At 60.7% G+C, this 25,311-nt stretch carries 28 protein-coding genes; 10 read left to right on the top strand and 18 right to left on the bottom strand.

The window, feature by feature from the left end; translation table 11 throughout:
• Window positions 1-675: 675 nt before the first annotated feature.
• From greA to JQ632_RS32535, 4 genes are all read right to left on the bottom strand, one after another.
• Window positions 676-1,182, bottom strand: coding sequence for a transcription elongation factor GreA (gene greA / locus JQ632_RS32520; RefSeq protein ID WP_212406777.1), 507 nt, complete (start codon window positions 1,180-1,182; stop codon window positions 676-678).
• A 230-nt stretch (window positions 1,183-1,412) separates the two neighbouring features.
• On the bottom strand, window positions 1,413-1,937 hold the full coding sequence (locus JQ632_RS32525) for a hypothetical protein (RefSeq protein ID WP_212406740.1): 525 nt from the start codon (window positions 1,935-1,937) through the stop codon (window positions 1,413-1,415).
• Window positions 1,938-2,027: 90 nt separating this feature from the next.
• The gene (locus JQ632_RS32530) at window positions 2,028-2,525 is read right to left on the bottom strand and encodes an Hsp20/alpha crystallin family protein (protein ID WP_212406741.1); all 498 of its coding nucleotides are present in this window, start codon (window positions 2,523-2,525) and stop codon (window positions 2,028-2,030) included.
• Between the two features lie 76 nt (window positions 2,526-2,601).
• Complete coding sequence (locus tag JQ632_RS32535) at window positions 2,602-3,051, bottom strand: Hsp20 family protein (RefSeq protein ID WP_212406742.1); 450 nt, start codon at window positions 3,049-3,051, stop codon at window positions 2,602-2,604.
• A gap of 23 nt (window positions 3,052-3,074) precedes the next feature.
• Here JQ632_RS32535 and JQ632_RS32540 point away from each other — a divergent pair, with 23 nt between their 5' ends.
• A complete protein-coding gene (locus tag JQ632_RS32540) occupies window positions 3,075-3,296 on the top strand; it encodes a hypothetical protein (protein ID WP_212406743.1) in 222 nt (73 codons plus the stop codon).
• Window positions 3,297-3,453: 157 nt separating this feature from the next.
• Here JQ632_RS32540 and JQ632_RS32545 read toward each other — a convergent pair whose 3' ends face one another.
• The 8 genes from JQ632_RS32545 to JQ632_RS32580 all read right to left on the bottom strand — a co-directional run bounded on the left by JQ632_RS32545 (window position 3,454) and on the right by JQ632_RS32580 (window position 10,302).
• A complete protein-coding gene (locus tag JQ632_RS32545; protein WP_212406744.1) occupies window positions 3,454-4,464 on the bottom strand; it encodes a PAS domain S-box protein in 1,011 nt (336 codons plus the stop codon).
• A gap of 439 nt (window positions 4,465-4,903) precedes the next feature.
• Window positions 4,904-5,302 (bottom strand): Hsp20/alpha crystallin family protein, encoded by a 399-nt coding sequence (locus JQ632_RS32550; RefSeq protein WP_212406745.1) that lies wholly within the window; start codon window positions 5,300-5,302, stop codon window positions 4,904-4,906.
• 11 nt (window positions 5,303-5,313) lie between these two features.
• Complete coding sequence (locus tag JQ632_RS32555) at window positions 5,314-5,739, bottom strand: Hsp20/alpha crystallin family protein (protein ID WP_212406746.1); 426 nt, start codon at window positions 5,737-5,739, stop codon at window positions 5,314-5,316.
• 104 nt (window positions 5,740-5,843) lie between these two features.
• Window positions 5,844-6,182 carry a hypothetical protein gene (locus JQ632_RS32560; protein WP_212406747.1) on the bottom strand — a complete coding sequence of 113 codons (339 nt, stop codon included), beginning with the start codon at window positions 6,180-6,182 and terminating at the stop codon, window positions 5,844-5,846.
• A 207-nt stretch (window positions 6,183-6,389) separates the two neighbouring features.
• Window positions 6,390-8,015 carry a chaperonin GroEL gene (gene groL, locus JQ632_RS32565; RefSeq protein WP_212406748.1) on the bottom strand — a complete coding sequence of 542 codons (1,626 nt, stop codon included), beginning with the start codon at window positions 8,013-8,015 and terminating at the stop codon, window positions 6,390-6,392.
• A 45-nt stretch (window positions 8,016-8,060) separates the two neighbouring features.
• Window positions 8,061-8,375 (bottom strand): co-chaperone GroES, encoded by a 315-nt coding sequence (groES, locus tag JQ632_RS32570; protein WP_172648799.1) that lies wholly within the window; start codon window positions 8,373-8,375, stop codon window positions 8,061-8,063.
• Window positions 8,376-9,842: 1,467 nt separating this feature from the next.
• Entirely contained in the window at window positions 9,843-10,064 is a 222-nt protein-coding gene (locus JQ632_RS32575; protein WP_212406749.1) for a hypothetical protein, read from the bottom strand.
• A gap of 40 nt (window positions 10,065-10,104) precedes the next feature.
• Entirely contained in the window at window positions 10,105-10,302 is a 198-nt protein-coding gene (locus JQ632_RS32580; protein ID WP_249152705.1) for a hypothetical protein, read from the bottom strand.
• Window positions 10,303-10,963: 661 nt separating this feature from the next.
• Between JQ632_RS32580 and JQ632_RS32585 the strand changes: the two genes are divergently transcribed.
• The gene (locus JQ632_RS32585; RefSeq protein WP_212406750.1) at window positions 10,964-11,251 is read left to right on the top strand and encodes a hypothetical protein; all 288 of its coding nucleotides are present in this window, start codon (window positions 10,964-10,966) and stop codon (window positions 11,249-11,251) included.
• A 292-nt stretch (window positions 11,252-11,543) separates the two neighbouring features.
• Here JQ632_RS32585 and JQ632_RS32590 read toward each other — a convergent pair whose 3' ends face one another.
• Window positions 11,544-11,729, bottom strand: coding sequence for a hypothetical protein (locus JQ632_RS32590; protein WP_212406751.1), 186 nt, complete (start codon window positions 11,727-11,729; stop codon window positions 11,544-11,546).
• Entirely contained in the window at window positions 11,716-11,949 is a 234-nt protein-coding gene (locus JQ632_RS32595) for a hypothetical protein (protein WP_212406752.1), read from the bottom strand. The genes JQ632_RS32590 and JQ632_RS32595 overlap by 14 nt, the downstream gene beginning before the upstream one ends.
• A gap of 305 nt (window positions 11,950-12,254) precedes the next feature.
• Here JQ632_RS32595 and JQ632_RS32600 point away from each other — a divergent pair, with 305 nt between their 5' ends.
• The 4 genes from JQ632_RS32600 (at window position 12,255) to JQ632_RS32615 (ending at window position 14,885) form a co-directional block, all read left to right on the top strand.
• A complete protein-coding gene (locus JQ632_RS32600) occupies window positions 12,255-12,707 on the top strand; it encodes an Hsp20 family protein (RefSeq protein WP_212406779.1) in 453 nt (150 codons plus the stop codon).
• Window positions 12,708-12,790: 83 nt separating this feature from the next.
• The gene (locus JQ632_RS32605; RefSeq protein WP_212406753.1) at window positions 12,791-13,114 is read left to right on the top strand and encodes a hypothetical protein; all 324 of its coding nucleotides are present in this window, start codon (window positions 12,791-12,793) and stop codon (window positions 13,112-13,114) included.
• 440 nt (window positions 13,115-13,554) lie between these two features.
• Window positions 13,555-14,502 carry an RNA polymerase sigma factor RpoH gene (gene rpoH, locus JQ632_RS32610; protein WP_212406754.1) on the top strand — a complete coding sequence of 316 codons (948 nt, stop codon included), beginning with the start codon at window positions 13,555-13,557 and terminating at the stop codon, window positions 14,500-14,502.
• Between the two features lie 155 nt (window positions 14,503-14,657).
• A complete protein-coding gene (locus JQ632_RS32615; RefSeq protein WP_212406755.1) occupies window positions 14,658-14,885 on the top strand; it encodes a hypothetical protein in 228 nt (75 codons plus the stop codon).
• Between the two features lie 92 nt (window positions 14,886-14,977).
• Here JQ632_RS32615 and JQ632_RS32620 read toward each other — a convergent pair whose 3' ends face one another.
• Together JQ632_RS32620 and JQ632_RS32625 are read right to left on the bottom strand one after the other, a co-directional pair.
• Entirely contained in the window at window positions 14,978-15,208 is a 231-nt protein-coding gene (locus JQ632_RS32620) for a conjugal transfer protein TraD (RefSeq protein WP_212406756.1), read from the bottom strand.
• 1 nt (window position 15,209) lies between these two features.
• Window positions 15,210-15,536, bottom strand: a complete 327-nt coding sequence (locus JQ632_RS32625) for a conjugal transfer protein TraD (RefSeq protein ID WP_212406780.1) — start codon at window positions 15,534-15,536, stop codon at window positions 15,210-15,212.
• Between the two features lie 171 nt (window positions 15,537-15,707).
• Between JQ632_RS32625 and traA the strand changes: the two genes are divergently transcribed.
• Together traA and JQ632_RS32635 are read left to right on the top strand one after the other, a co-directional pair.
• A complete protein-coding gene (traA, locus tag JQ632_RS32630) occupies window positions 15,708-18,719 on the top strand; it encodes a Ti-type conjugative transfer relaxase TraA (protein ID WP_212406757.1) in 3,012 nt (1,003 codons plus the stop codon).
• 128 nt (window positions 18,720-18,847) lie between these two features.
• Window positions 18,848-19,054, top strand: a complete 207-nt coding sequence (locus JQ632_RS32635; protein ID WP_212406758.1) for an AlpA family transcriptional regulator — start codon at window positions 18,848-18,850, stop codon at window positions 19,052-19,054.
• A 32-nt stretch (window positions 19,055-19,086) separates the two neighbouring features.
• On the opposite strand, the gene JQ632_RS32640 is transcribed toward JQ632_RS32635, so the two are convergent.
• Window positions 19,087-20,445 carry a site-specific integrase gene (locus tag JQ632_RS32640; protein ID WP_212406759.1) on the bottom strand — a complete coding sequence of 453 codons (1,359 nt, stop codon included), beginning with the start codon at window positions 20,443-20,445 and terminating at the stop codon, window positions 19,087-19,089.
• Between the two features lie 525 nt (window positions 20,446-20,970).
• On the opposite strand from JQ632_RS32640, the gene JQ632_RS32645 reads away from it, so the two are divergent.
• Together JQ632_RS32645 and JQ632_RS32650 are read left to right on the top strand one after the other, a co-directional pair.
• Window positions 20,971-22,164, top strand: a complete 1,194-nt coding sequence (locus tag JQ632_RS32645; protein ID WP_212406760.1) for a hypothetical protein — start codon at window positions 20,971-20,973, stop codon at window positions 22,162-22,164.
• On the top strand, window positions 22,161-23,219 hold the full coding sequence (locus JQ632_RS32650) for an autotransporter outer membrane beta-barrel domain-containing protein (protein ID WP_212406761.1): 1,059 nt from the start codon (window positions 22,161-22,163) through the stop codon (window positions 23,217-23,219). The genes JQ632_RS32645 and JQ632_RS32650 overlap by 4 nt, the downstream gene beginning before the upstream one ends.
• Before the next feature lie 553 nt (window positions 23,220-23,772).
• Here the strand turns inward: JQ632_RS32650 and JQ632_RS32655 are convergent.
• Window positions 23,773-25,011, bottom strand: coding sequence for a DUF1963 domain-containing protein (locus JQ632_RS32655; RefSeq protein WP_212406762.1), 1,239 nt, complete (start codon window positions 25,009-25,011; stop codon window positions 23,773-23,775).
• Window positions 25,012-25,311 lie beyond the last annotated feature (300 nt).

The following is a 25,311-nucleotide window of genomic DNA, read 5'->3' on the forward strand; positions in this document are numbered from 1 at the left end:
ATTTGCTGGCAAATTAATCAGCAAAGCATCTCACGTTCGAACATGATCTCGGAAGGCGGCCCTCACCGGGTGCTTACAGAAGTGCGTCAAGGGATCGTCAATATCGCCACTTTCGTTTTTGCACAAACGACCTGACGTCACCGCCAATTGGCATCCTGATCCACTTGCGATGGCCGGACTGCGCGCCCCGTCGGTGTTGGCGGGCTAACTGGCACCGGTGTTCGGTTAGGCCGCAATCATTGCGGCTTAGCCTCCGTCTCCCGCGCCAACTTCCTCCACTCTTCAGCGAGCTCCAGCCAACCCTCTTTGAAGGGGCTCACGGTGGCTCGAGCCATTTGATTGCACAGCTCGGCTTGCACGCGGTAGTGCTCCGCTAGAACGGCGGAAGGGGCTACGTCGGACAAGCGCAGTCTCATTGCCAGATATCCTTTTTCCGGGCCGGCGCGTTATCGCGCAAAGCTCGCTGAATGTTCCGAATATAGACCCCGTGGCACGCATGCCGTGCCTGACCAACGCTGTGCCGCGCAAGAGTGCCGCCGCATGGACGTGCCGGTTCGGCGTTTGCTCGGGTGGCGGGTCCCAATCTACGCTCCGATATTGCCTGACATTTGCTATCGGAAAAACCCAAAACTAGCCGGCTCCGGGGACCGGGGCAGCCCGCGGCCAATTTGAGCCTCAGACCTGCTTTCGTTGCTTTGGCTTGCCCTCAAACCACTCCACGTGCCGGACTTTGAAGGCCTTAGTGCCGCCTGGCGCCTCGACGAGCACGGTTGTTCCCTTGGTCTTACCGATCAATGCCCTGGCCATGGGAGAAGTCACTGAAATTCTTCCTTTGGTCGCATCGGCTTCCGGCTCGCCGACGATCTGCCAAGTCCGTTTCTCACCGGTATCTTCGTGGATCAGCGTCACGGTGGCACCAAATTTGATCGTATCGCCGGAGAGCTTGGATACATCGACGATTTCTGCCAGCGCGAGCTTGTCTTCTAGCTCGGCGATCCGAGCCTCATTGACGTTTTGTTCCGCTTGCGCAGCCTGATATTCCGAGTTTTCGACCAGGTTGGCATCATCGGCGATCGCCTGCTGAATTCGCTGAACCAAACGAGGTCGCTCGATTCTGATGCGGCGCCCCAGTTCATCTTCAAGGGCGGCGTGACCTGCAGCAGTCATGGGAAACCTTGTCATCGCAGCACCAATCCGTCCCCCAAGTTGCAAGGCCAAAGGGAATGCAGAGTCTAACAGCCCTTCAAAGGTTGACAGCCGTTCACGAAGCCGTTTCTCCACAATCTCTCGTTCAGCTTCGGCGAGCTCAGTTTGGAGCGACCTGCGATAGCGCCAGATGTCGTTCCGCACGGATCTGATCTCACTGAAGCTGTCATCAATCTTAGACATCACCGAACTGATCCCACTAACCCTCAAGACCTGCTCCGCAGTTCCTCAGCGAGCCGGCGCTCTATGAAGGTGCGTTCAACGTCAGTCAGTTTTGTGTTCAGCAGCCTGCGATATCGCCGCACGTTTGCCTCGCGAGTCCATCGCGAATGATTTGCTGCACGCGCGGCCGGCACCGGCCGGTGCCGCCTCCTAGCCGCCAACCTTGCGAACATGCGCTGCGGTTCGTCGGAAGCCGCGCACTCAAGCCCGGTGAAACGGGGTAGCCGCATAGCCAATCCCCCGCGGGGCGGCGGATCATCGTTCTCGTCCAACTGCTTCAGCGCCGCCAGGATGTCGTCGAGATGCAGCGCGTGCTGGATTCCGGGGACTTCGCGAAGCGCGGGCTGCGATTCGACGACATACATATCCGACGCCCAGGACGACAAAATTACTCGCTTCTCGTCGGTCGACAGTTTGGCATCGTTCAGGACATCGTCGGGTGAATCGTAATGAGATGCCGGGTGGAAAAAGGGTGCAACATTGTTGGCGGTACGATTGGCCTGGCTCATGTCGTGTCTCCTTTAGCTCCTTTCGTCGAGAGACTGGTTCATATGAGACGAGATCGAAAGCGGCGGCGACTATGCCGCCGCTTTCGGGCTTCAGTTTGTATTGATCGCGATACGCTTGACGTTGCGGCTCGACTGCTCAGACTTCGGAAGCGTTACCGTCAGGACGCCGTTCCTGAAGGCCGCTTGGGCCTTGTCTTCCTCGACGCCCTCCAGCGAAATCTGACGTTCAAACGATCCGTAGTATCGCTCGCTGACGAATTTGGATTCGTCGCTGCGCTCGGCCTTCTTCTCGCCGCGGATCGAAAGAACGCCGTTGGCGATCTCGACCTGAACGTCCTTTTCGCTGAGACCCGGAAGTTCGGCCGCAACGGTGACCGACTTGTCGGTTTCGCTGAGTTCGAGCCGAGGCCAAGCGAATTGGCCCTCCATCAAAGGATTGCCAATCTGACCAAGCGGCCCGAACCCGCGAAAGACGTCGTCGAAAAGGCGGTTCATCTCGCGATGAAGCGTGAGAAATGGATCGAAAGGCTCCCGACGGGTTGAGAGCTGCTGACCTTTCGTCCACGGAACAAGATCACGAATAGCCATGAAATCCTCCTTGACATGAAGCTGATCGACGCGCGGACGATTGCTGTCCGCGCGATGGGACTAGGCGAAAGGCGGGCTAGGCTGCCTTCTGCGTGATTTGCCCGGGTGAGGCGCCACCGCCGATGGCGATGCGCCGGGGCTTCATGGCCTCGGGGATTTCGCGGACGAGCTCGATCCGGAGCAGGCCATTGTCGAACGCCGCCGTCTTCACCTGGACGTAGTCAGCCAGATTGAACTGCCGCTTGAACGGTCGAGCCGAAATGCCCTGATAGAGATATTCGTGCTGGTCCCTATCGCCCTTGCGGCCTTCCACGGTGAGCACGTTCTGCTCGGCCCTCACGGCGATCTCATCCGGGCCGAATCCAGCCAGCGCCAGCGAGATTTGATAGCGATCTTCGCCGAGCCGCTCGATGTTATAGGGCGGGTAATTGTCCTCGGTCCTGTGCTGAGTTTCATCCAGGAGATCGAAAAGGCGGTCGAAGCCGATGGTCGAACGCCACAGGGGAGCGAAATCGTAAGTCCTCATAGCCAAGTCCTCCTGAGAGCAAGATGGATACGAAGGAGCGCAAGACACCAGTGTCTGGCGCCCTGTTCAGTTCACCGGACCCAAAGCTGGCGCCCGGCACCGCTGCAAGCGGCAAAAAACGACTTAGAAGAAGGGATATCAATTTCAAGGGCGTCCCGAAAAATTTTTGCGGCGATTTTCCTTCGGTTAATTTTGCGTTGCAGCTTGCGCGGCGAGACCTTCCAGCCAAGTTTCGGCCTCGCTGACCAAGCGCATCAGCCGGCGGCGTTCTTCTCGAGGGGCTGGGATCGTCACTCAGTTTTTTTTGCAATGCAGAATGACCCGCCGCTCGTTCGCGATCAGGAAACTGTGTGGAGCAGCGCAATATGTCGCGAGAGCAGCGAAGCCAAGCTCGATTGGATTTTACGTTGGAACGGCGATTTCGCAAACCAGCCCTTCCGCGCGCCAGTCAAAGAGCACCTTGCCGCCAAGTGGCCTGATGGTTCCTTCGATGAGGCGACTACCGAAGCCCTTGCGTTCGGGCGCATTTACTTTCGGACCGCCCAATTCGGTCCAGCGGAGTATTACCTGTCCATCCTCGGTGCGCAACCACGTCAATGCAATCCGGCCTTTCGCGTTCGATAGCGCTCCATACTTGGCAGCGTTGGTTGCCAATTCATGCAGAACCACAGCAATCGCCTGCGCAGCGGTGGGTTCTAATACGGTTTGCACACCCCCCATCACAATCCGCTTGTCGTGGCCCTCCTGGAGATAAGGGGCAAGCTCCTGCTTGGCGATCGCCGAGACTTCCGCTCCTGTCCACCGCGCTTCAACGAACAGCGAGTGAACATTTGCCATCGCTTGGATACGCCCGCTGATCACTTCCTTGAGGCGCTCGCAGGTGTCGGACTGAGAAAGATTGATGATTGCCTGTACGTTCGCGAGGATGTTCTTGCTTCGGTGCTCCGCCTCGCGCGCCAGAACGCTAATCTGCTCCTGAGCTCGCTTGTGCTCGGTAATATCCCTCGCAATCTTTGATGCGCCAATGATGTTGCCGTGGGCATCTTTGACAGGAGAAATGGTCAGCGAAACGACGATTGAGCTACCATCTTTACGTCGCCGAACGGTCTCAAAATGGTCGATGCGCTCACCTCGTCGGATGCGGGTTAAAATCTCGCGTTCTTCGCTTTGTCGGTCCTCCGGGATCACAAGTGTAATGGGCTGGCCGATCGCCTCGGCGGCCGAATAGCCGAAGATGCGCTCAGCCGCCCTGTTCCAGCTTGTAATAATGCCGTCCAGATTTTTGCTAACGATCACATCGTCGCTATTCTCAACTATGGAGGCCAGCAGATTGGCCAAGCGCTCGGCACGTTCCAGGGCCGGCTCGCTGACGAGAGGTTCGCGTTGAAGCCCCGACTGTTCTTTAGTCGCCAATGGGGACCCCCAAAACCCGGATGTGCACTGCAGTAGGTGCGCCAATCATAGCACTGAACGCAAAGGCAAGAAGTCTCCATTGGCACGGTTTCAGCGGAAATTGTCGGTGCCTTCGTCCAACTCGCATCCATCCGGCTATGGCTGGCTGCGCGTTTCGAGTCCGCGCCCTTAGGTCGTCCGGCCGGGCCGACCACCTAGATGGGGACGATGATCCGTTACGGTTTTCAATGGCCAACATGAGCAAGAAAGCTTTCCAGCGCAACGCGGACTGCACTTTGGCGTCATCTAACCCGCTCGGCCAACGTTCGCCAGTGAACACCGGTCTCGACCGCGTTCTATCCCAGGCTGCAACCCCATGGCGTGGCACCATTCTCGGCGCCAACGCCGAGGTCATCGAGTCGAAATTCCGAAGCCACGCAGCCTCACGATGACCGCCGCGCTAACTCACCTGAATCTTGCGCGGCTTGGCCTGCTCCGCTTTGGGCAGCACAATCGTGACCACGCCATCTTTCATTTGGGCGCTGATCTTGCTCTGGTCAACCTTGTTGGAGATCTGAAAGCTGCGCGCGTAGTGGCCCACGTTGTATTCGGTGTAGACCGGCTGCATCCCCTCATACTTCGAGAAATCAATCCGACCTTCAATGGTGACGACGTCATCCTCGACGTTCGCCTCGATGCTATTGCGATCGACGCCCGGCATCTCCAGCACGACCGTCAGCGCCTCGGGAGTCTCGAAAATGTCCGTCACTGGCACGAATGCCCGTCCGGGCGTCGTGCCTTCGGTTTTCTTCTCGACTTCGCGCTTCTGCTGGACCTGTAGCTCCTGGGACTCTGCCATGGTAGCCTCCCTTAGCTCACCTTGATGGAACGCGGCTTGTCGGCCTCTGCCCGTGGTATGAACAGCGCGAGGATGCCATCGCGATATTCGGCCTTGATTCGATCGGGTTCGATCCGAATCGGCACCGATAACGTCCGGTCAAACACGCCACTGATACGCTCGCGGCGATGGACGCTTGCCTGCTCTCCATAGGCGATCGTCTTTTTGCCCCGGATGCGAATGGTATTTTCCTTCGCTTCGATCTCCAGATCGTTTTTGTCGACACCTGGCAGTTCGACGACCGCAACAAGGTCGCCATCCTTCTGGAATATATTGATTGGCGGGAAACTGCCGATCGCAGCCGTTCCACGTCCCATCCAGTCGCTTGCGACGCGTGCGTCGAGTGCGCGCTGCAGAGCCAGCAGCGCTTCAAATGGGTCACTAAAGCCAGCAAACATCTATTCCCTCCATTGACCGCCTCAAAAGGGAGCACAAGACAGCTTTCGACCACCCTCACCAATGCAGACGGCGTGTCCGCCCACACTGCTGATGAGAGCAGCAATCAACTCAATGTCGGCGAGGTCCGGTCCTGAGGTGATTTCAGCACACCCCAGGGCGTGACGCTCGGGGACATGAGCGTATCGATCCTCAGCGTCGGCGCCGACGCCTTCCAGTTCATCCAGGGCATCGAATCGAGATACCGGATTGGTGGTAACGGCAGCATTTCGCCCGCTTTCGCAGTTACCTGTCGCGGCCGGCTCTCTATTCCCCAGGCGGCCAGCGATGGCAGCGTCAGGGCCGATGCCAGAAAGGCCGTCATCAGGTTTTGAATGACGCGGCTGGTGAGGCGATTTTTCTGCTTCTCTGCACGAGCGGAGCCAATGGTTTGATCTCTGATCATCTCATCCTCCTATCGTTCGAAAACTCACCCATGCGATGGTGCAAAGCTTGAGGCCAGCATGAGCCAATTCAATGCAGCTCCACTCTTGCGCAACAACGCTTCGATCTGGGTGCTCATTTTGGATCCCCATCGCTCGATGTGTTAGCGATCTCCTTGCTTAGAGGTGAAGGGAGCGCCCGGCCGTCAGCAGGCCGGGCGCAAGTCATGTCAGAAGTCCATCGGCGGCGCGGCCTGTGTATGAGGCTCCGCCTTCTTGGGCTTGTCGGCCACGAGCGCTTCCGTGGTGACTAACAGCGAAGCCACTGAGGCTGCGTCTTGCAAGGCCGTGCGAACGACCTTGGCAGGATCGATCACGCCGGCCTTTACCAGATCCTGGTATTCGCCGGTCGCCGCATTGAAGCCCCAGTTGTAGCTGGCGTTCTCAAGCAGCTTGCCAACCACCAGCGAGCCGTCCTCGCCGGCGTTCTGGACAATCTGCCGCGCCGGCACTTGGATCGCTCGGCGCACGATGTCGACGCCGGCCTTCTGATCGGGGTTCGCCGTCTTGACGCCGTCGAGCGCCTTGAGCGCTCGGAGCAAGGCGACACCGCCGCCGGGCAGGATACCTTCCTCAACTGCTGCTCGCGTCGCGTGGAGCGCGTCGTCAACGCGGTCCTTCTTCTCCTTGACCTCGACCTCCGTGGCGCCGCCCACGCGGATCACCGCAACGCCGCCAGCGAGCTTTGCAAGGCGCTCCTGCAGCTTCTCGCGGTCGTAATCGGAGGTGGTTTCCTCGATCTGCGCCTTGATCTGCGCGACGCGGGCTTCGATGTCCTTTTTGGCACCAGCGCCGTTGACAATGGTGGTGTTCTCCTTGTCGATCACCACTTTCTTGGCGCGACCCAACATGTTCACGGTGACGTTCTCGAGCTTGATGCCGAGATCCTCCGCGATCGCGGTGCCGCCGGTGAGTATGGCAATGTCTTCCAGCATCGCCTTGCGGCGATCGCCGAAGCCCGGCGCCTTCACGGCTGCGACCTTCAGGCCGCCGCGCAGCCTATTGACGACAAGCGTTGCCAGTGCTTCGCCCTCGACGTCCTCGGCGACGATCAAAAGCGGCTTGCCGGTTTGCACGACAGCCTCCAGCAGCGGAAGCATGGTTTGCAGCCCGGACAGTTTCTTCTCGTGGATCAGGATGTAGGGGTCTTCGAGCTCAACCTTCATCTTTTCCGCGTTAGTCACAAAGTAAGGTGAGACATAGCCGCGGTCGAACTGCATGCCTTCGACCACCTCGAGCTCGGTGTTGAGGCTTTTGGCCTCCTCGACCGTGATGACGCCCTCGTTGCCAACCTTCTGCATGGCGTCAGCGAGGAAACGGCCGATCTCGGTGTCGCCGTTGGCCGAGATCGTCCCGATCTGAGAGATCTCGTCGTTGGAGGTGACTTTCTTGGCATGCGCCTTCAAGTCGCTGACAATTGCTTCCACCGCGAGATCGATGCCGCGCTTGAGGTCCATCGGATTCATGCCGGCCGCGACCGATTTCGTACCTTCCTTGACGATGGCCTGCGCCAACACGGTGGCCGTGGTCGTGCCGTCGCCGGCCAGATCGTTGGTCTTGGACGCCACCTCGCGCACCATCTGGGCGCCCATGTTCTCGAACTTGTCTTCCAGCTCGATTTCCTTGGCGACGGTGACACCGTCCTTCGTGATGCGCGGCGCGCCGAACGACTTTTCGATCACCACGTTGCGTCCCTTGGGACCGAGCGTGACCTTCACCGCATTCGCCAGTGTGTCCACTCCCCGCAGCATGCGCTCGCGGGCCTCGGTCGAAAATTTCACGTCCTTGGCAGCCATGTTCAAATCTCCTTTCTTTTATGACTGTCAGTTTTTCGCGCGGCGTCAGGCCGCCTTCTTCAACTTGCCGCTGTGTTCGACGATCCCCAGGAGATCGCTCTCCTTCATGATCAGGAGATCCTGGCCGTCGATTTTCACCTCGGTCCCCGACCATTTGCCGAACAAGACCCGATCCCCCGTCTTCACATCGAGCGGGACCAGTTGGCCTTGCTCATTCCGCGCGCCCGGGCCCGCGGCGATGATCTCGCCTTCCTGCGGCTTCTCTTTTGCGGTGTCGGGAATGATGATGCCGCCGGCGGTCTTCTCCTCGGCATCGATGCGGCGCACGAGCACGCGGTCGTGCAACGGACGGAAATGCATGCACATCCTCCTTAACAGTCTAACGATGTCATTTGACCGGAGCCGGAAACCAGCCCCCGGCGGAAAAACGACCTAGGAACGGAAAAAATCCGATTCAAGAGGGGCCGCAAAATTTTTTGGCGCTCCCAACAAGGGGCTGCCAACGTGGGGTTGAGCGGATTGCAGCGACGACCGAGGCGACGCACGAAAATCCCGCATAAGATTGGTTTGGTTGACGGTCCGAACTGGTGCGGGGCTATCCGTTCAGACCGCATGAACCCGGATCCTGCTAGTCCCGGGCCGCTGTTGCTGGCAGCGCCTCGGCCATTTCCGCTGCAAGCAACGATGACTTGGCCCGCATCAAGACCTGCGCGTTGTTGGTGATGTTCGAATTTGATGTCTGGTAACTTGGAAACAGATTGACGCGTGACTACATCTAGAATCGCAAGTGCGAACCCTACGGTTAGGACCCGTAAGCACGAGGTTGTTTCATGAAGATTCGCCGCCGTTTCAAACAAACCGCTACCCTCGAAGAACGGCTCGCCAGCGAAGCCAAACGCCTTAGAGACCAAGCAAAACAGCTTCCTCCAGGGCCGGAGCAAGCAGACCTTCTACGAAGGGCTCGCGAAGACGAAATGATAGCCGAAATAGCTGGCTGGATCACATCTCCCGGACTACAGCCGCCGAAGTGATGCGACCTCATTTGACGGCTCCAGATAATGCGAACCGAAACGGCCTTACGTGCGAAACGCGCTACCCGTATCTCTAATTGAATGATATTCTTGTCGTTCAATGAGGAGTAGAGCGATAGAGAAGGAAGCCGGTCGCGGAAGAGCGCTTCCTTACCTGAGTGCGCTGGGAAATCCGTATGAATTCCTAACGTACCGGCTCAAGCTGACAAGCAAACCTTTGCTTCGGCGAGACAGGCATCCAATTGCGCCTTTATCTCGCGCACCTGCTCCTCCAACGCAGCGAACGAGGCTTCACGGGTCGTGAGCACCGTCCTACCATCCTGGTCAAGAGAGCCGGCAGGCATTCCAACATACGCCCTCGGAGGCACCTTCCCTTGACCACATTCAATGACAATCTCTATGCGAACTGCCATGATCACACCTCGCCGAGAGCGCAGCAGCCGGCCTTTACCTCCCTCGCCTCCTGCCGCTGACGAGCTCCGATCTTGCTGAAGTCGTCTTAGGAAACGGTGCCGCGAATTTGATCCGCGGAGCCATTTGTACCTGACGGTAAGCGATCTAGAGCGGCGTGGGTAATCTTCAAGAGCGGGTGCCGACCGAAGGCTGCCGGAGTATCTTCCTTTAACTTCATTACAGCGGATTGACTGGTAAGCGTATGAGCAGCGGTCTCCTCCTCAACACTCGCCGGGCCTGAACGGCCAAGTTTGAATTGCTTGCTTCGGGCAAGGCTCGCGGCGGGTCACCCGGCATCGCAAAGAGCCGAGGAGAACTCGCGACTCGCAACACCCAAACCCAACTAGTCTCTCTCAATGGTCACCTGCGACTCGGTCGCGAGGCCGGCAAGAGATTCCGCAAGAGAGTGACGCAGCGCTTCATCTGAAGCATCGGTCGCTTTCCAGACGGCGATGTGTGGCACCTCGCTCCGACCACTCCAGACAAGGCTATACTTGCAGATAAGCCCGCTTGCCTTCACGCAATCAAGGGCCTCAGTCAACGCATCATGAACCTTCGTAGTCATCACAACCTCTCCGTGAGATGCCTGACAATGTTGCTCCTCGTCATTCAAGTCCCGCCCGTAACATGGCTCGCGCCACCTCGAGCTCGCTAATCGCCTGGCGCAGCGCCGCTCGTGCCGCAGCCTTGTCGCCATTCATGCAAGCTGCGCACAGGTCTTCGAGATGGCGGGCCGCCGCCTTAGCGTGCGCGACAAGGTCTGCGGCACCCGCAAACGTGGGGCGGCGCTTTTTGTCAATCATCAAAGCTTCTCCCACATTTCTTTGCTCGAGTGCGACGATATTTCACGAACACGCCACACCTAGCCCTGCACGGATCGTCGACCGCTCCACCGCTAGCTGATGGAGCTCATGTGGGCGGCGCTCATCTCTCAAACCCAGCGGCCTTACGGTTCTCATCAGAGGCAATCCATCTTCTTGCTCTAAGCCCACACCAAGGCAGCTGAATTCCAGATAATATGGAATTCTAGGGCGTCGCTAAGACACTTCAAGGGCCGCGGTTTCTCCCGCTAAGGCAAGAGCGGACGAGTTGACCTAGGCCGATACCTGAGCTTAGGTCACCAGGCGCCTCAAGTGGTCTGCACAATTCGCTATTATTCCGAGCGCCGGTGAACGTCCCGAGCTCGCCGGTTGACCAAATCGACCGAGTGCTGGTCGCTGATGACGAAGGGGAGCCACCTCCTTCAGTAATGCCGGCGCGTCTGACGCAACAGCGACCTGCGTGCGGTGCGGCATCGCAGGGTACGTTCGTATTTCGTCCCGCTGTCTTAAGTTGAATTTGGCAGCTCCTGATTTCGACTAGAGCGGCCGCGACCGATCTTGCGGCCCCTTGCGCTCCGCTTGGCAAAACCTAGTTTATTGGCTGCGTTGAACGTCAGACCCGCATGGGATAGGCGGAATCCCGATGCACGACCGCGAGGATTTGGAAGACCTTATTCTGTTGCAAATTGAGCGTGTGCGCGCCGGAAACGATCGAACCCATGTGATGATTTGTCGCTCATACGAGCGTATCGATCCAGAGGACTGCTTGAGACCGAAGTCCCGTGGCGTCGGTGGCGCGAAGGCTTACCTGAAGAAGCCCGTTCTCCGGTTGCGCCGCAGATTGAGACCTCTCGCGACCAAACTGGCCGCGAAGGCGACGGCGACACCTGCCGATGACGTCACGCGCGTGCAGCTAGGAGCAAGGAGGTGAGTGTCATGGCATATTGCAGTACTTCCCTCCGTCTCCTCGCATGGAGCGCTATCTGACGGAGATCCGGGAATTCCCGCCTCTGGGAGCCTCGGAGGAGAACCCGATCGAGGCCGAAGAGAAATCGCCGGGTGGCATCATCATTCCCGATACGGCGCGTGGAGCGAAGGGCGGTGATAAGGTCCCACGCTCCTCATGCAAGACCAATCCATCTTTTTGCTCTGCAAACCGCCGTGGACGTTCAGGCCAGCACCAAAGTCTGCGCGTGTATCCGGAAAACGAGCATGGCGACAGGCTATGCCGCGCGCCGCACCGGAGACGATCGCTCTTCGACAAACTTCCGCAGAGCTTCCTCTTCCTCCTTCATACACCGCTGAAAACGTTCGCGCTCGGCGCGGGAAGGAGCGGAATCGCGCAGGCGCCGATAGTGATCGATGATTTTCGCGTGTCCCCGGATAATGAAAGCTTCAGGCCCGGACATGACGCCCCTCTACGCTGCTACGTTTGCTGGTTGCCCAAGCGCCGGCAGAACTGAAGGGAAACGTCGTTTTGACGAGAGCTTCGGCTTCGGCCTGTTCTTCCTCCAGCCGCTTTGCGATGAAGGCCCGCTCCAGGTCCGAGAGTTGTGTCGTGAGCAGCCGCTCGTAGCGGCGAATGTTGTTCCGGTGCGCCCGCAGGCGGGCAAGGTTCTCCTCGATCATCGTCGTCTCCTGACGGTCGTCATGCTTTCCTTGTGCAAGAGGAAAAGCCCCTGGCGCCGAAAAAAAAATAGGTGCGGGCAGCCCTCTGTCAAGACGCCGCGCGGCCACTCAACGGCGGGTTAACCACGCCGGTTGGCGGACGCAAAAATTTTTCCCCGCCCTCTTGAACTTTTTCCAGGCTTGAAGAATCTTTTGACCACGCAGAGATGCGGCCGAGGCGCCACTTGGGCCCCGGACTGAAAGGCGGGCACCGGCAGGTGTCCAGTGCCGGCTCGTACCCAACTTGCTCTCAGGAGGATTTGGCTATGAGGTATGATTGGACTCCCCTCTGGAGGTCGACCATCGGCTTCGACCGCCTTTTTGACGTTCTCGACGAGGTCCAGCGGACTGCCGAAGAGAGCTATCCCCCCTACAACATCGAGCGTCTCGACGAGAACCGCTTCCGAATTTCGGTGGCTCTGGCCGGATTCAGGCAGGACGAGATCGCGCTCACCGTCGAGCAAAATGTGCTGACGCTCGAAGGCAGCAAGGGTGAGAAGGAAGAGAAGACCTTTCTGCATCGCGGCATTTCGGCGCGTTCCTTCCGGCGCCAATTCACGCTGGCCGACCATGTCGAGGTCAAGGGTGTTCGCTTCGAGCACGGCCTCCTCATCATCGACCTTCTGCGCGAAATTCCGGAAGCGATGAAGCCGCGCCGCATCCCGATTGGCGAAGTCAGTACAGGCAATGTCAGGCGGATCGAGGCGAAGGCCGCCTGATCGATCTTTCCACTCGGCGCCAATCCAGCCGCGTGGATTACCGCGCGGCTACCTCAAACTCGTCCTTGGAATTGGAGGCAGCCATGCGGCCGACGACCGCTCGTCATGACAACGTATTCGAATTTGAAGCGCTTCTTCATCCCGGCAAGGTCTATGGGCATCCACGCGACGTTGTCGCTGACCCGACCTTAAGCCTCGGCGAGAAGCGCGCCATTCTCGCCTCGTGGGCGTCCGATGCCTCGCCGATCGCATCCTGTCCCGCCCTTCGCGCGCCGGAGGGCCTTAAGGCGCCCATCCGCGTCGACGAAATTCTCGAGGACTTGTGCGCCCTTGACGGTGGTCCGCGCAATCCGCCAGGCGGAAGGCCCATGCGCCTGCGCTCGACCGAGCGGCGGGCGGCGGCCTAGGAGGAAGCCATGCAACTCAACCTGCCGCGTCATATTGTCGAAAGAACTAGGCGAAAAAGCTCGAGCGGCTGGTTTCGACCCGGACAGCGACCAGGCCGCCGGTGGTGCGGAACAAGACGGAGTTCGGCGTTTCCGTCAAGCGCCGGACTCAGCGCAACTTGCTCTCGGAGGACTTGGATATGAGACATCTTACCGCTTGGTTTCGAGAGATCCCCCGAACTTACGATCGCTCCTGGATTGGCTCGAACGACAGTCCGTTGTTCTCTCCGCCCAGAGACGTCTCGGCATTGCCGGCCTCGATAGCGCCAAGGCTTACGTGAAGAAGCGCGCTCGCCGGTCGTACCGAAGAGTGACATCTCTCGCGAGCAAAGTGGCCGCCAAGACGACGGCAACCATCTCCCGATGATCCGCATGCAGCTGGGAAGAAAGGAGCGAACATCATGGTGGGCATGGCAGCACTTCCCTCGGTCTCCTCGGATGGAGGGCTTTCCCGATATCTGACGGAGATTCGAAAGTTTCCGTTCTTGGAAGCGTCCGAGGAGGCCAGCTACGCCAGGCGCTGGCGAGATCATGGCGATCGCGAGGCCGCTTATCACCTGGTGACGAGTCATCTCTGGCTGGCGGCAAAGATCGCGATGAAATATCGCCGCTACGGCCTGCCGATTGCTGATCTCGTTTCGGAAGCAAATCTCGGATTGATGCAGGCCGTCAAACGCTTTGAACCTGAGAGGGGCTTTCGTCTGGCCACCTATGCGATGTGGTGGATTAGGGCGTCTGTCCAGGAATACATCCTGAGGTCCTGGTCACTCGTCAAGTTGGGCACCACTGCTGCCCAAAAGAAACTGTTCTTCAATCTCAGAAGGCTCAAGAACAGATTGTCCGCTCTTGAGGATGGCGATCTGCGCCCGGACCAGGTGAGTTACATCTCGGAGCAGCTAAAGGTAAGTCCGTCGGAGGTGATCGAGATGAATCGGCGACTGCGTGGCGACGCCTCTCTCAATGTCTTGATCAGCGATGAAGACACGACCCAGGAATGGCAGGACCGCTTGGCCGATCCTTCGCCCGATTCCGAAAACCTACTGGCGGATGCTGATGACTACGAACGACGAAAGGCTGCTCTTTCGGAGGCACTCAAGGTGCTGTCGGCACGTGAACGCGCAATTCTGGAAGCGCGGATGCTCACAGACGAGCCAAAGACACTGGATGACTTGGCGCGAGAGTACCGCGTTTCGCGCGAGCGAATTCGGCAGATTGAGCAGCGCGCTTTCGAGCGCCTGAAAGCCGCAGTACGTACCAGGCTCGACAACTCCTTTGCCGCCCGCCACCCGGGAGCGGGACCAACAGGAGGCAAAGCAAGCAGAGCGAGCCTGCTCTCAACTGGATTTTGATGTGCACCCGACATCCATTGGAGGCTGACTCGGGTTACCGCGAAGGCGCCAAAGTGGTCTCGGCAGTGCTATTCCCGATCGCCTGCAATTGACAGCCGAACTGAACAGTCACTCTCGCCGTTGTGCCGGCTTCGGGCATCGCCAAGTCGTCTACCATGCCGACCTTCTATCATCATCATTTGCACGTAGCGAGCGAGGAAGAACGAAGTTACCTGGAGTCCTTGATTCGGGAGGATTACGAGCGATGCCATCCTGGCGAGACACTGGAGGATCTCAAGCGGCGGGCGTCGTTTTCGAAGGAGGACAGAGGACTGCTGCGGGACTGGATGGCCGTGGCGGCGGCCCGCGCCGCGACTGATCAGGCCAAGGCACGCCACGACTAAAGCCATTTGCTTGCATTGCGCTACTAAGCTTTTGTCTGGATCACCCTCGCCGGACAGCGTAACGCGGATTATCCGTTAGTCTTGATCTGTCCCTAGTGTGTTGCTGGGTCCGCCTCGAGCGCTTGCTTCCCCTTTGCGGCCCACAGGCTGCGCGCCTGTTCACCCTGGTCGCTTTGGAGCTTGTCAGCCATCCAGAGCAGCGCGCCGTAGATCATGGCGCGGTCGTCGCCGGTCAGGTCCACGACGCCAGCTTTCACGACGAGGCCGCCGAGTTCGATGAGATGTCGCGTGCGCTTGCGGCGCTCGACTTGCCACGAGCGCATGTCATGCCGCGCCTTTGCGGCTTGATACCGGTTGCGAGCCGCCCGGTTGCGTAGGAGGGCCGTCCGTATTCCGGTCAGTTGTTGGCGCATTTCGCCGCGCCCGACCTTGAAAGAACGCAACCCCGCGCTTGGCCCATGCCTCCCTCTTTCCGGTCTCTTTCGTCTCGGCCAGTACGATCAGCGCGCCCGCCAATTCGTCAGCGGTGAGTGTGTCTGCCCCGGTAGCGATCACAAGTTCGCCGAGCTGCTGCACCTTACGGCTCTTGAGATCGCGCGCCTTGTCCCCAAGTGCCTTCAGTTCGGCGTCAAAGTCGCGTGGTTTGCGCATCGTCGTCTCCGTCAGTGTTGATGGAGAAATGATAATCGAGCACCCGGCATAATGCTGTAAGGTCGCCGGGACGGTTTGAGACGGCGTAATCCCTCCCGAGATTTTTTCGAGGGAGGGCGCGCTTATACGTCGTTCCGACGTGCGCTTGGCCGTGTCAATGATCCGGTCGCGATGGCGATCTATCATCTTCACGTCAAGGTCATTGGCCGCAAGGCCGGGAGTAGCGCGGTAGCATCCGCCGCCTACCGCTCGGGCTCGCGGCTGCGCGACGAGCGGCTTGATCGCGGCCATGATTTTTCCAAAAAGCGCGGCGTCGTGCATTCCGAGGTGATGCTGCCGGAGAACGCACCGGAGGCGTGGCGCGACCGCGAACGGCTTTGGAACGATGTTGAAGCCTTCGAGATCCGCAAGGACGCGCAGCTTGCCCGCGAGGTGGAATTCGCGCTTCCCCGCGAGATGACCCAGGCTCAGGGGATCGAGCTGGCCCGCGACTTCATGCAGGCTGAGTTTGTGGACCGGGGCATGATCGCCGATCTCAATGTGCATTGGGACATGGCCGAGGACGGCATGCCCAAACCTCATGCCCATGTCATGCTGACCATGCGCGCGGTAGACGAGAACGGTTTTGGCCAGAAGGTGCGGGACTGGAACCGCACGGAGATGGTCGAGCGCTGGCGCGAATGCTGGGCGGAGATCGCCAATGAACGCTTGGCCGAACTCGACATCGACGCGCGCATCGACCATCGGAGTCTCGAAGCGCAGGGCATCGCACTGGAGCCGCAAAGCCAGATCGGAGCGCCCGCCAGACGTATTGAGGATCGGGGCATCGAGGGTGAAAGCAACGAGGCCGATCGCGCCGAGATGCACCGGGAAATCGCGCGTGGCAATGGCGCGCGGATCATCGCCAATCCTTCCCTTGGGCTGGACGCGATCACGCATCAGCAATCAACCTTCACGCGCCGCGACATGGCGAAGTTCACGCATCGGCACAGCGACGGGATCGACCAGTTCAACAAGGTAATGGGCGCGATGCGTAGCGCACCCGATCTGGTCGAACTCGGCAGGGACGCTCGCGGCGAAAATCGGTTTACCACCCGCGCCATGATCGAGGCCGAACAGCGCCTGCACCGCGCCGCCGAACTGATGGCCGAGCGCGAGCGCCATCAGGTGCGTGGGGCGGACCGCGAAGCCGCTTTTGCGAGCGCCGAACAGCGCGGCCTTGTCCTGTCGGGCGAGCAGGCCGACGCGCTAGCGCATATAATGGATGGGCGCGATCTTGGGATCGTGGTGGGCCATGCCGGAACGGGCAAGAGCGCGATGCTGGGCGTGGCGCGGGAGGTCTGGGAAGCGGCGGGCTACGAGGTCCGGGGCGCAGCACTTTCCGGCATCGCGGCGGAAAACCTCGAAAGCGGATCGGGCATCGCGTCGCGCACTATCGCCAGCATGGAGCATGGCTGGCAACAGGGCCGCGACCTGCTCACCGCGCACGATGTTCTGGTGATCGACGAGGCGGGTATGATCGGCACGCGCCAGCTTGAACAGGTGCTGTCCCATGCTGCCGAAGCCGGAGCCAAGGTGGTGCTGGTCGGCGATATCAAGCAGTTGCAAGCAATTGAAGCAGGCGCGGCTTTCCGGTCGGTCCACGGGCGTCATGGCGGCGCGGAAATCGGCGAGGTGCGCCGCCAGCGGGAGGACTGGCAGCGGAACGCCACGCGCGATCTGGCCGCCGGCAGGACCGGCGATGCGCTTGAAGCCTACCGCTCCCATGGGATGGTGCACGAGGCCCAGACACGCGAGCAAGCGCGCGGCGATCTGATCGACCGCTGGGACCGCGACCGGCTGGCATCACCGGATCGCAGCCGGATTATCCTAACTCATACAAACGACGAGGTTCGCGCGCTGAACGAGGCAGCGCGCGAACGGATGCGGGCTGCGGGTGATTGGGGCGGTGAGGTGCGTGTGACGGTCGAGCGCGGCGCGCGAAATTTCGCCACGGGGGATCGCGTCATGTTCCTGCAAAATGAGCGCGGCCTTGGTGTGAAGAACGGCACACTCGGGACTATCGAGCAGGTCAGCAGCCAGAGCATGGCCGTGCGCACCGACGACGGTCGATCCGTGCAGTTCGACTTCAAGGACTACAACAAGATCGACCACGGCTTTGCCGCGACCATCCACAAGGCTCAGGGCATGACGGTAGACCGCACCCATTTGCTGGCAACGCCCGGGATGGATGCCCATGGCAGCTATGTCGCCCTGTCGCGGCACCGCGACGGGTTGGACCTGCATTATGGCCGCGACGATTTTGTCAATTCGGACCGGCTCACCCGTACCCTATCGCGCGACCGGGCCAAGGACATGGCCTCGGATTACGAGCAGCGCGATCCGGTGCAGAGCTATGCCGAGCGGCGCGGGATCACCTTCCGCGAGCGCGTGGCCGAGATCGTGCGCAAGGTCGTGCCCGAGAAGGTACGCAACATGTTCGACGGCCTTCGCTCTCCTTCAGATTTGCCCGGCCCGGATGGCGGACGGAGGCCGGAGCGGGAAACGCCGGAAAGGGAAAGAAGCGGTGTGGGAGCCCTGCGGCGCGAAACCGAAGCGCCCGAAAGGAGGGTCGCGGACGAACCGGAAAAGGAACTGCGTCGCGTGCGTACCCGCGCGCTCGTGCGCCATGCCCGCGCCGTGGATGCGATCTTCGAGGCACAGGAGATGGGCGGGGAGGCAAGTCCCGAGCAGGTGAAAGAGCTACAAATGGCCCGCCGTGACTTCGAGGAGGTGCGGCCCTATGGCTCGCACGATGCCGAAACCGCCTACAAGAAGAATCCGGAACTTGTCCGCGAGGCCGCTGGCGGCCGAGTCAACCGTGTTATCCGCGCGCTCCAGCCTGAGACCGAACTGCGCATTGATCCGGGCCGCCGCGCCGACCGCTTCGTGGAGCGCTGGCAGGAGCTCGACCAAGCCGGCCTGCGTCAGTATCGGGCGGGCGACATCTCCGGCTACAAGTCAACGCGCTCGGCGATGGGGGACATGGCGAGAAGCCTCGAACGCGATCCGCAACTGGAGTCCATCCTCGCCAATCGCAAGCGGGAGCTCGGCATCTCCTTTGCATCAGGCCGCCGGCTTGGCCTTGAACTCGCCTTCACCCACGGCATCGACCTCGGTAGAGGCAGGGGAATCGAAATTTGATTCATCCTTTTTTCCGCCGTCTGAACGCCAGAGTACGGCGATGTGTAAAATGCGTTTGCGCGCCTGCAACTGCTGTCCTGTTTGGTCTCAAAAGCCGTCAGAAACAGCCAGCAGGAGGCAGCGCGGCCATGCGCCAACCAGATCGTATCGTCCGTTTGAAAACCGTTCTTGCCCGGACCGGGCTGTCCCGGTCCACCATCTACCGTAAGATCGCCGAGGGCACGTTCCCGGCTCAGCTCAAAATCAGCACCAACGGGACCGGCTGGCATGAATCGGACATCAACCGCTGGATCGCAGATCCCGTCTCTTGGCGTCCGAAAACGCGAGTTCGATGAGATCCAGTGAGCCTCGGACCGACACCGCGGATTCAAGCTGCGAGGCGGTGCTCTTGCTCGGCATCTGCGAAGGGGTCGCCCACGGCCTTGCGCAGGAAACGAGCAAGCGCCGCCTTCCGAGAGTCGCGGTCAATGGCGTAGGCGGTCTGCCTGAATTCGACCCCGTCGAGCAGGCCCTGAATGTAACCGGAGATCGTGTCCGCCGCCATGATCAGCGCGGTATCAAGCGTATGAATGTACTTGCTCGTAACCGATCCCTTCGCATGACCGACAAGGGCCGCGATCGTGACCTCCGTGAACCCGAGATCGTTCGCGATGCTGGCGAAGCTGTGCCTCAAGACATGCGGCGTGATATCGGCAAGTGACGTATTGCGGAAGATTTTCTCCCAATGATTTGGGAAACTGCCGAACGCATTATCGTCGCCCTGTCCTGGGAAGACATAAGTGCCGGCTTTAACCGTCCATTGGCTCTCTAGATATTCAATTACAGGCAAGCCGATAGCCCGAGTCGAGGCGCCCTCCTTACTATCGACCAGACGCAGACAGCTCGCCTCCATATCGGTCTCAATCCACCGTAGCTTGATCATTTCCGAACGGCGGCATCCGGTGAGAGCAATTTGGCGGATGATATCGGTCGTCATTTGGTATCTCTCGTCCTCAGCCGCTTTACGCAGGATTCCTCCGAGTGTGCGATACTCAGCTTCGGTCAAGCGGCGGTCGCGAACCCTGTCCTTCGGTTTGCGAATCCCATGCGCGGGGTTTGTCTCGATGATGCCGGCCTCCACGGCATAGGTAAGGATGCCTCCGAGCAAGCCGACGGTCCGCGTGGCGGTGCCGGCGCCTCCCCGCACAATGGCTTTGCCTCGCAGCTTCTTGGTCTTGACGCTGACGCGCGTCCTGCCGGCCATGATATCCTTCAAGACCTTGTTGACGTCGGCCTTGACGAGATCCTTTACGCGCCGCGTACCGATGAGCGGCAGTATATGACGGTGTATGCGGCCAGTATCGGCGACGATTGTCGTCGACTTCTTCGGGCGCCCGCCCTTTCCGAGTATGAGGCCCGCCTTCAAGTCGTTGAGATAGAGTTCGCACAGCTCCTTGACGGTGATCGCCTTGTGATCGAGCTGGCGTTCCTCGGCGGGATTGTCGCCCTGCGCAACCCGGCCCAGCTGAACCCTCGCCTCTTTCCTCGCAAGCTCTGGCGTCCAGACGCCATGCTGCCCGATCGTGTAGCGGCGCGAACGACCGGCAGATCGATATTGAATGAGATAACTACGCTTGCCTGACGTGAATACGCGCAGACCGAATCCAGGCAGCTCATCATCCCAGATGACGTAGTCTTTGTCCTGCGCTTCCGCGGCGTCAACGGTGCGCTTAGTGAGCTTGGCCATCGAATTTCTCCGACTTTAAGCCCGTCTCCCGCGTAAGCACCGCGTAAGCAGTTGGAAGGAAATTGGGGCGCGCGGCAGGATAGGCGCTGCAGTCGCCAATTCCAGTTTCCATAACAATTCGAGTAGCATAGCGAAGCATTACTTGTCCTATCGCAATTTTGCGTAGGGCAGCCTAAATTGCTCCGAAGGCAAAGGTCACACGTTCGAATCGTGTCGGGTGCGCCACTTCGGTACAAAACTGGGCACTCCAAAACCTGCCGTTTTTCCGCTCGACGCGGCAACGAGCGTGCGCAACAGCACGCTTTTCGAACCCATGATCCGAACTTCTTTCGCGTCAGACCTCCGAAACGGGCGCAAACGCTAAGGCGCGGCAAATATCAGAAAATTTCAGAATGCCTTGGCGGCAATTTCAGGACCTTACCGCCCCGCAATGGCAGGAATGGCCAGGGTAGATGTGGGGAGTCGTACCGGAGGGAGACTGCAATGCCGGACAGGCGCGCGGACTTCCGAGGTCGGGGGCGGAAGATGTTTGGTGCACGTTATTATTGCGGCGGATTGTGTAACGCCGGCGGCAGGCAATTGCGCGCCGTGCTGCTGGCCTCGACGGCGCTGGTCGGTCTCGGAATGTCGATGCTGCTGCCGTCCATGGCCGCCGCGCAGTGCGTCACGGTCGGCCTCGATCAAACCTGCAGCAATGCCGTCAGCATCACCGGCCCGTTGAACGCCGCCGGCACCGTCGGCGCCGGCGTCATCGCCGGTTCTCCCGGGGGCGATGGCGGCAATGCCACGGTGAGCAACAGCGGGGCCGTCACTTCGGGCGGCGCTTCCGCGAGCGGCGGCAACGGCGGCAAAGGCGATAAGGGCCTCCCCGGCGGCAAAGGCGGCAACGCGACGCTGGGCAACAGCGGCAGCATTGCAGGCGCCGTCACGGTGACCAGCGGCATCGGTGGCTTTGGCGGCAACGGAGGTGGCCTCGCCAATGGCGGCGACGGCGCCAATGCCGGTAACGCGACGCTGAGCAATAGCGGCAGCATTGCGGGCGCAGTCAAGGTGATCGGTGGATTCGGCGGCTTTGGCGGCGATGCCGCTAGCGGCTTCAATGGCGGCAATAGCGGCAACGGCGGCAATTCGTCTCTGAGCAATAGCGGCAACATCGCCGGCACGATCACGGTGACAGGCGGCAACGGCGGAGGCAGTGGCGGTGCCAGCGGCCCCATTCCGGCCAATGCGGGGAACGCCGGGAGCGACGGCAATGCCACACTCGGCAATAGCGGCAGCATGACGGGTGCCGTGACAGTGACGGGCGGCAGGGGCGGGACCGGCGCCGGCTCTTCCTATGGCTACGGCGCAAAGGGCGGCAATGGCGGCAATGCAACGCTGAACAATTGGGGCAGCATTCTCGGTGGCGTCATCGTCTCGGGCGGCAAGGGTGGCACCGGGGGGTTCAGCTTGACCGCCCCTGGCACAAACGGACTTGCCGGCAGCGCAACGCTGAACGTCTTTGCAGGCTCGCGCATCGTTGGCGCGATCACGCTCAATGGCGGGACCAGGAACCTGAACTTCTTCGGCGGCGGCAATTACGTCTACACCTTGAACTCGCTCGCCGGCGTCAACATCACGACCACGGGGACCCCGTTCGTGGTGTCCGGCAATACCGTGGGGTCCTCGATCCGCAGTTGGGCGGCGGGTCCGTGCTTGCAGCAAACGCGCGCGCCTTGACCGATTTCACCCGCGGCATATCCGATGCCGTGCCGGTGTTTTCCGGCAGCACGTCCGGCGGCGGGGCGCCGCTGGCCTTCGCAGGCGTCGAGCCGCCGGCCTCTTCGCGCTTCGACGATGCCTTTGCGTCGATCCCCTCCCTCGCCTCCGCCTATGCCGGCGACACCATGGCGTTCAAGGCTCCGACGGCGGTCTATGCCGACGGCACCGCCGTCTGGTCGCGCGGCTTTGCCGGCCAGCGCATCCAGCAGCAGGACGGCACGCAGCCCCGCAACACCAACGCTTTCTACGGCGGCATGATGGGCGCGGATTTTGCCGCGCGGCCGGACCTTCGTTACGGCATCTTCCTCGGCGGCGGCCAGACCCGTAGCCGCATCGACCTCAATCAGGTCGGGAGCGACAGCGACCTCGTGTTCGGCGGCGCCTATGCCCGCTACGACATCGGTCAATCGTTCCTGCACGCAGCCGTGCAGGGCGGCGCATCGCACAATTCTGCGACGACGCGCACCATCAACAACAATTTGGCCGCGGGCGGCATCGAGACCGCGCGCGCCGCCTTCGACGGCTGGTACGTCAGTCCCGAAGCGACCTTCGGTCATCGCCTTGCGCTGGGCAAATTGGCCGGCGCCACCTACACGCTGACGCCAAGCGTCCGCGTCCGCTATCTCTACGGCGCCTTCGACGGCTACACCGAAACCGGCACTACCGCGCCCCTGACCGTCGGCACGCAGACCGTGAACACTCTGGAAGAGCGCGGCGAGCTGAAGATGACCCGCAGCATTTCCTTCACGCCGCAGGATCAGCTATCCACGAGCATCTACGGCGGCGTCCTCGGCACGCAACGCCTGGGTGGCGCGACCGTCAATGCCGCCCTGCTCGGCCAGGCCATTCCCTTTGCCACGCCGGGCGCGGTCGACGTCTGGGGCGGCTTCGGCGGGCTTGGCCTCGAATGGCGCACGCGCAACGTGACGCTGTTCTCGACCGCCGAATATCTCGCGCTGTCGGACAATTCCACCGTCGTGAGCGGCCGCGCCGGATTGAGGGTCGGGTTCTGAGGCTCACGAGAGTTCGCTCGCGCGAGTTCGCCTGTCGGTCCACCGCGCCGTTCCCGGGATTGAGGAGGCGGAGCGCGAAGGGCTGCGCGTCGGCGATCGGCGATGCCGGACTTATCGAAGCTCTGACGCGAGGCCGGGACAGCTTCAATTCCTATCCGCTCGGCCAGCCTGCCCAAGCGGGTGCGATCGCCTCGCTCGGGGAGCCCATGCCTATCGCCGCAAGCCGAATGTCGCCGGCCTGCTCAATCTTCCGGCATTGTTCAGTCCCGAATCTTCGCTCACCCACCTTCTTCGGCTCGGCGGCAGTCCAAGCGGGCTGCGCCACCTGATGGGTAATACTCTTCTAGCGAAGGTTGGTCGACAATCGAGAGGGACCGAGTACCAAATCATAGCACCACGGTGAGCGAATAGTGCCCATCTTCATCGACCGTGGCGCGGCACTTCGGTACAGGACTAGGAACGCCAAAACCCGCCGCTTCCGCGCTGGAAGCGGCGACGAGCGTGCGGAGCAGTACGCTTCTCGAACCCATGGGACGAAGCGGACGAGGCTCCATCACGTCTGACTGTAGACGGCGCGCACACCGGAAAAGTCGCGCGCGGCGAGATGCTCGCTCGCGATGAGGAAGTAGACCGTACCTTCGACCAGCGAATTTTGTGCGAGGTCGCCGAGATCGAGCTGCAACAGCAGTTGCCAGTCGGCAGGTCCATTCGGTTCGACGCCGAGCCGCGGGTCGTCCTGCTCGGGCTCCGGCGTTCCCATCAGCCGATGGCGACGCTGGCCCGCGTCCTTGCATCCCGTCATGCCATCTTCGCCGCGCAACAGCTGATGGTAACAGCAGCAGAAATCGAAATCCTCAAGACGCGTCGAAAGCAAGGGATCATCGAGCATTTCGCGTGCGCCGCAGAACGGCAAGTGCAGGATGGGCTGCAGACGCATGGGGCGGGACGGATAGATATATGGCTTCTTGTACTTTCCCGTGGGATCGTAGGCCCGTTCCAGCTCGTCCAGCACGGGAGGAATGGTCGCCTGGGCGAGCTCGTCACGCGGCGTCGCATCCCACTGCACGCGCGCGAATTCAGGCTCGGAGGACGTCAACCCGCCGACACCATCCCAGAAGAACAGCAGCCGACCCGACGCCGGCAACCCCAGCTCCGCCGCGACCGGCCCGGCTTCGGCAAGGTCGATCTGCGCGAGGAATTCGTAAGGCAGTGCCCGTTCGATGTGGCGGAGAATCCAGCTGTGATGTTCGCCCAGGTCCTGGGCCCGGGCCGGGAGATCCCAGGGCACGGGCCGTATCGGCCAATCCACGCCGGGCGGCAAGTCCGGCGCACCGCCGAAGCGCGTGCCGTTTTCTCTCTCCGGTAGCCCGTCGCCGGGAGCGATCCAGAGCTGTGGCGCAAGATGGCCCAGGATCTGCTCGATCTCGACCGTGGTGAGAGGGCTTTCCAACACGTCAGGATCGGCCAGAGCCTCGACCAGTTGCTGTCTTGCGTCTGTCAAAGAACTGAACATCTGCTGTCGACGTCCTTCTTTCAGCCGTGCCCGGCCCGCGCCGAGCGGCGCGAAGATGGCGGTTGGCCTGGAGTCACGGAATGAATCCGAAAACGCGAGGATCGTGCCAATCTTGGTGGCACGGGAGCGCTGCCGGGTTCGAACGCGCTCCCGGTCCGATAGGTAATTGTCCTGCGACAGATGCGGGTAAGACCTCGACTGAGCTGGCCTGGAGTCATGGTCTCCTTGTCGGGGATGCCCGGTTCGGGCGTCCCGCGAGCACGGGAGATCATGATGCACGCAAAACCTGTCGCTGGGGTCACAGCGCTTGCAACTGTTGTTGCGATGTCCTGGGCCGAAAACGCATACGCGGAAATCCTGATCACGACGGCCAACATCTCGCGGGGCGAGCTGGTCATCGTGGGACGGGTCAGGCGGCTCCGCGAACCCACCGTGGAGATCAAGATCAGTCCGAGCAAGACAGTGAAAGTCGAGGGCACCTCGACGGGAGGATTTCGCTGGATTGGACCGGACTTTCCGTCCACCTGCATCGTGAGGATCACATCGGGAGAGGACACGCGGGATGTGGTGATCCAGAAC

Origin of the sequence: Bradyrhizobium liaoningense (assembly GCF_018130955.1) — a bacterium.
Classification (GTDB): Bacteria; Pseudomonadota; Alphaproteobacteria; order Rhizobiales; family Xanthobacteraceae; genus Bradyrhizobium; species Bradyrhizobium liaoningense_C.

Coding starts and splice junctions, on each gene's coding strand:
- JQ632_RS32575 (WP_212406749.1), bottom strand. CDS start 10,064: ATGACTACGAAGGTTCATGATGCGTTGACTGAGGCCCTTGATTGCGTG.
- JQ632_RS32560 (WP_212406747.1), bottom strand. CDS start 6,182: ATGATCAGAGATCAAACCATTGGCTCCGCTCGTGCAGAGAAGCAGAAA.
- groL (WP_212406748.1), bottom strand. CDS start 8,015: ATGGCTGCCAAGGACGTGAAATTTTCGACCGAGGCCCGCGAGCGCATG.
- JQ632_RS32550 (WP_212406745.1), bottom strand. CDS start 5,302: ATGGCAGAGTCCCAGGAGCTACAGGTCCAGCAGAAGCGCGAAGTCGAG.
- JQ632_RS32540 (WP_212406743.1), top strand. CDS start 3,075: ATGGATACGAAGGAGCGCAAGACACCAGTGTCTGGCGCCCTGTTCAGT.
- JQ632_RS32595 (WP_212406752.1), bottom strand. CDS start 11,949: ATGATCGAGGAGAACCTTGCCCGCCTGCGGGCGCACCGGAACAACATT.
- JQ632_RS32525 (WP_212406740.1), bottom strand. CDS start 1,937: ATGAGCCAGGCCAATCGTACCGCCAACAATGTTGCACCCTTTTTCCAC.
- rpoH (WP_212406754.1), top strand. CDS start 13,555: ATGGTGGGCATGGCAGCACTTCCCTCGGTCTCCTCGGATGGAGGGCTT.
- greA (WP_212406777.1), bottom strand. CDS start 1,182: ATGACAAGGTTTCCCATGACTGCTGCAGGTCACGCCGCCCTTGAAGAT.
- JQ632_RS32620 (WP_212406756.1), bottom strand. CDS start 15,208: ATGCGCTCGTGGCAAGTCGAGCGCCGCAAGCGCACGCGACATCTCATC.
- JQ632_RS32530 (WP_212406741.1), bottom strand. CDS start 2,525: ATGGCTATTCGTGATCTTGTTCCGTGGACGAAAGGTCAGCAGCTCTCA.
- groES (WP_172648799.1), bottom strand. CDS start 8,375: ATGCATTTCCGTCCGTTGCACGACCGCGTGCTCGTGCGCCGCATCGAT.
- JQ632_RS32605 (WP_212406753.1), top strand. CDS start 12,791: ATGCGGCCGACGACCGCTCGTCATGACAACGTATTCGAATTTGAAGCG.
- JQ632_RS32585 (WP_212406750.1), top strand. CDS start 10,964: ATGCACGACCGCGAGGATTTGGAAGACCTTATTCTGTTGCAAATTGAG.
- JQ632_RS32580 (WP_249152705.1), bottom strand. CDS start 10,302: ATGATTGACAAAAAGCGCCGCCCCACGTTTGCGGGTGCCGCAGACCTT.
- traA (WP_212406757.1), top strand. CDS start 15,708: ATGGCGATCTATCATCTTCACGTCAAGGTCATTGGCCGCAAGGCCGGG.
- JQ632_RS32600 (WP_212406779.1), top strand. CDS start 12,255: ATGAGGTATGATTGGACTCCCCTCTGGAGGTCGACCATCGGCTTCGAC.
- JQ632_RS32640 (WP_212406759.1), bottom strand. CDS start 20,445: ATGGCCAAGCTCACTAAGCGCACCGTTGACGCCGCGGAAGCGCAGGAC.
- JQ632_RS32555 (WP_212406746.1), bottom strand. CDS start 5,739: ATGTTTGCTGGCTTTAGTGACCCATTTGAAGCGCTGCTGGCTCTGCAG.
- JQ632_RS32635 (WP_212406758.1), top strand. CDS start 18,848: ATGCGCCAACCAGATCGTATCGTCCGTTTGAAAACCGTTCTTGCCCGG.
- JQ632_RS32615 (WP_212406755.1), top strand. CDS start 14,658: ATGCCGACCTTCTATCATCATCATTTGCACGTAGCGAGCGAGGAAGAA.
- JQ632_RS32625 (WP_212406780.1), bottom strand. CDS start 15,536: ATGCGCAAACCACGCGACTTTGACGCCGAACTGAAGGCACTTGGGGAC.
- JQ632_RS32645 (WP_212406760.1), top strand. CDS start 20,971: ATGTTTGGTGCACGTTATTATTGCGGCGGATTGTGTAACGCCGGCGGC.
- JQ632_RS32590 (WP_212406751.1), bottom strand. CDS start 11,729: ATGTCCGGGCCTGAAGCTTTCATTATCCGGGGACACGCGAAAATCATC.
- JQ632_RS32535 (WP_212406742.1), bottom strand. CDS start 3,051: ATGAGGACTTACGATTTCGCTCCCCTGTGGCGTTCGACCATCGGCTTC.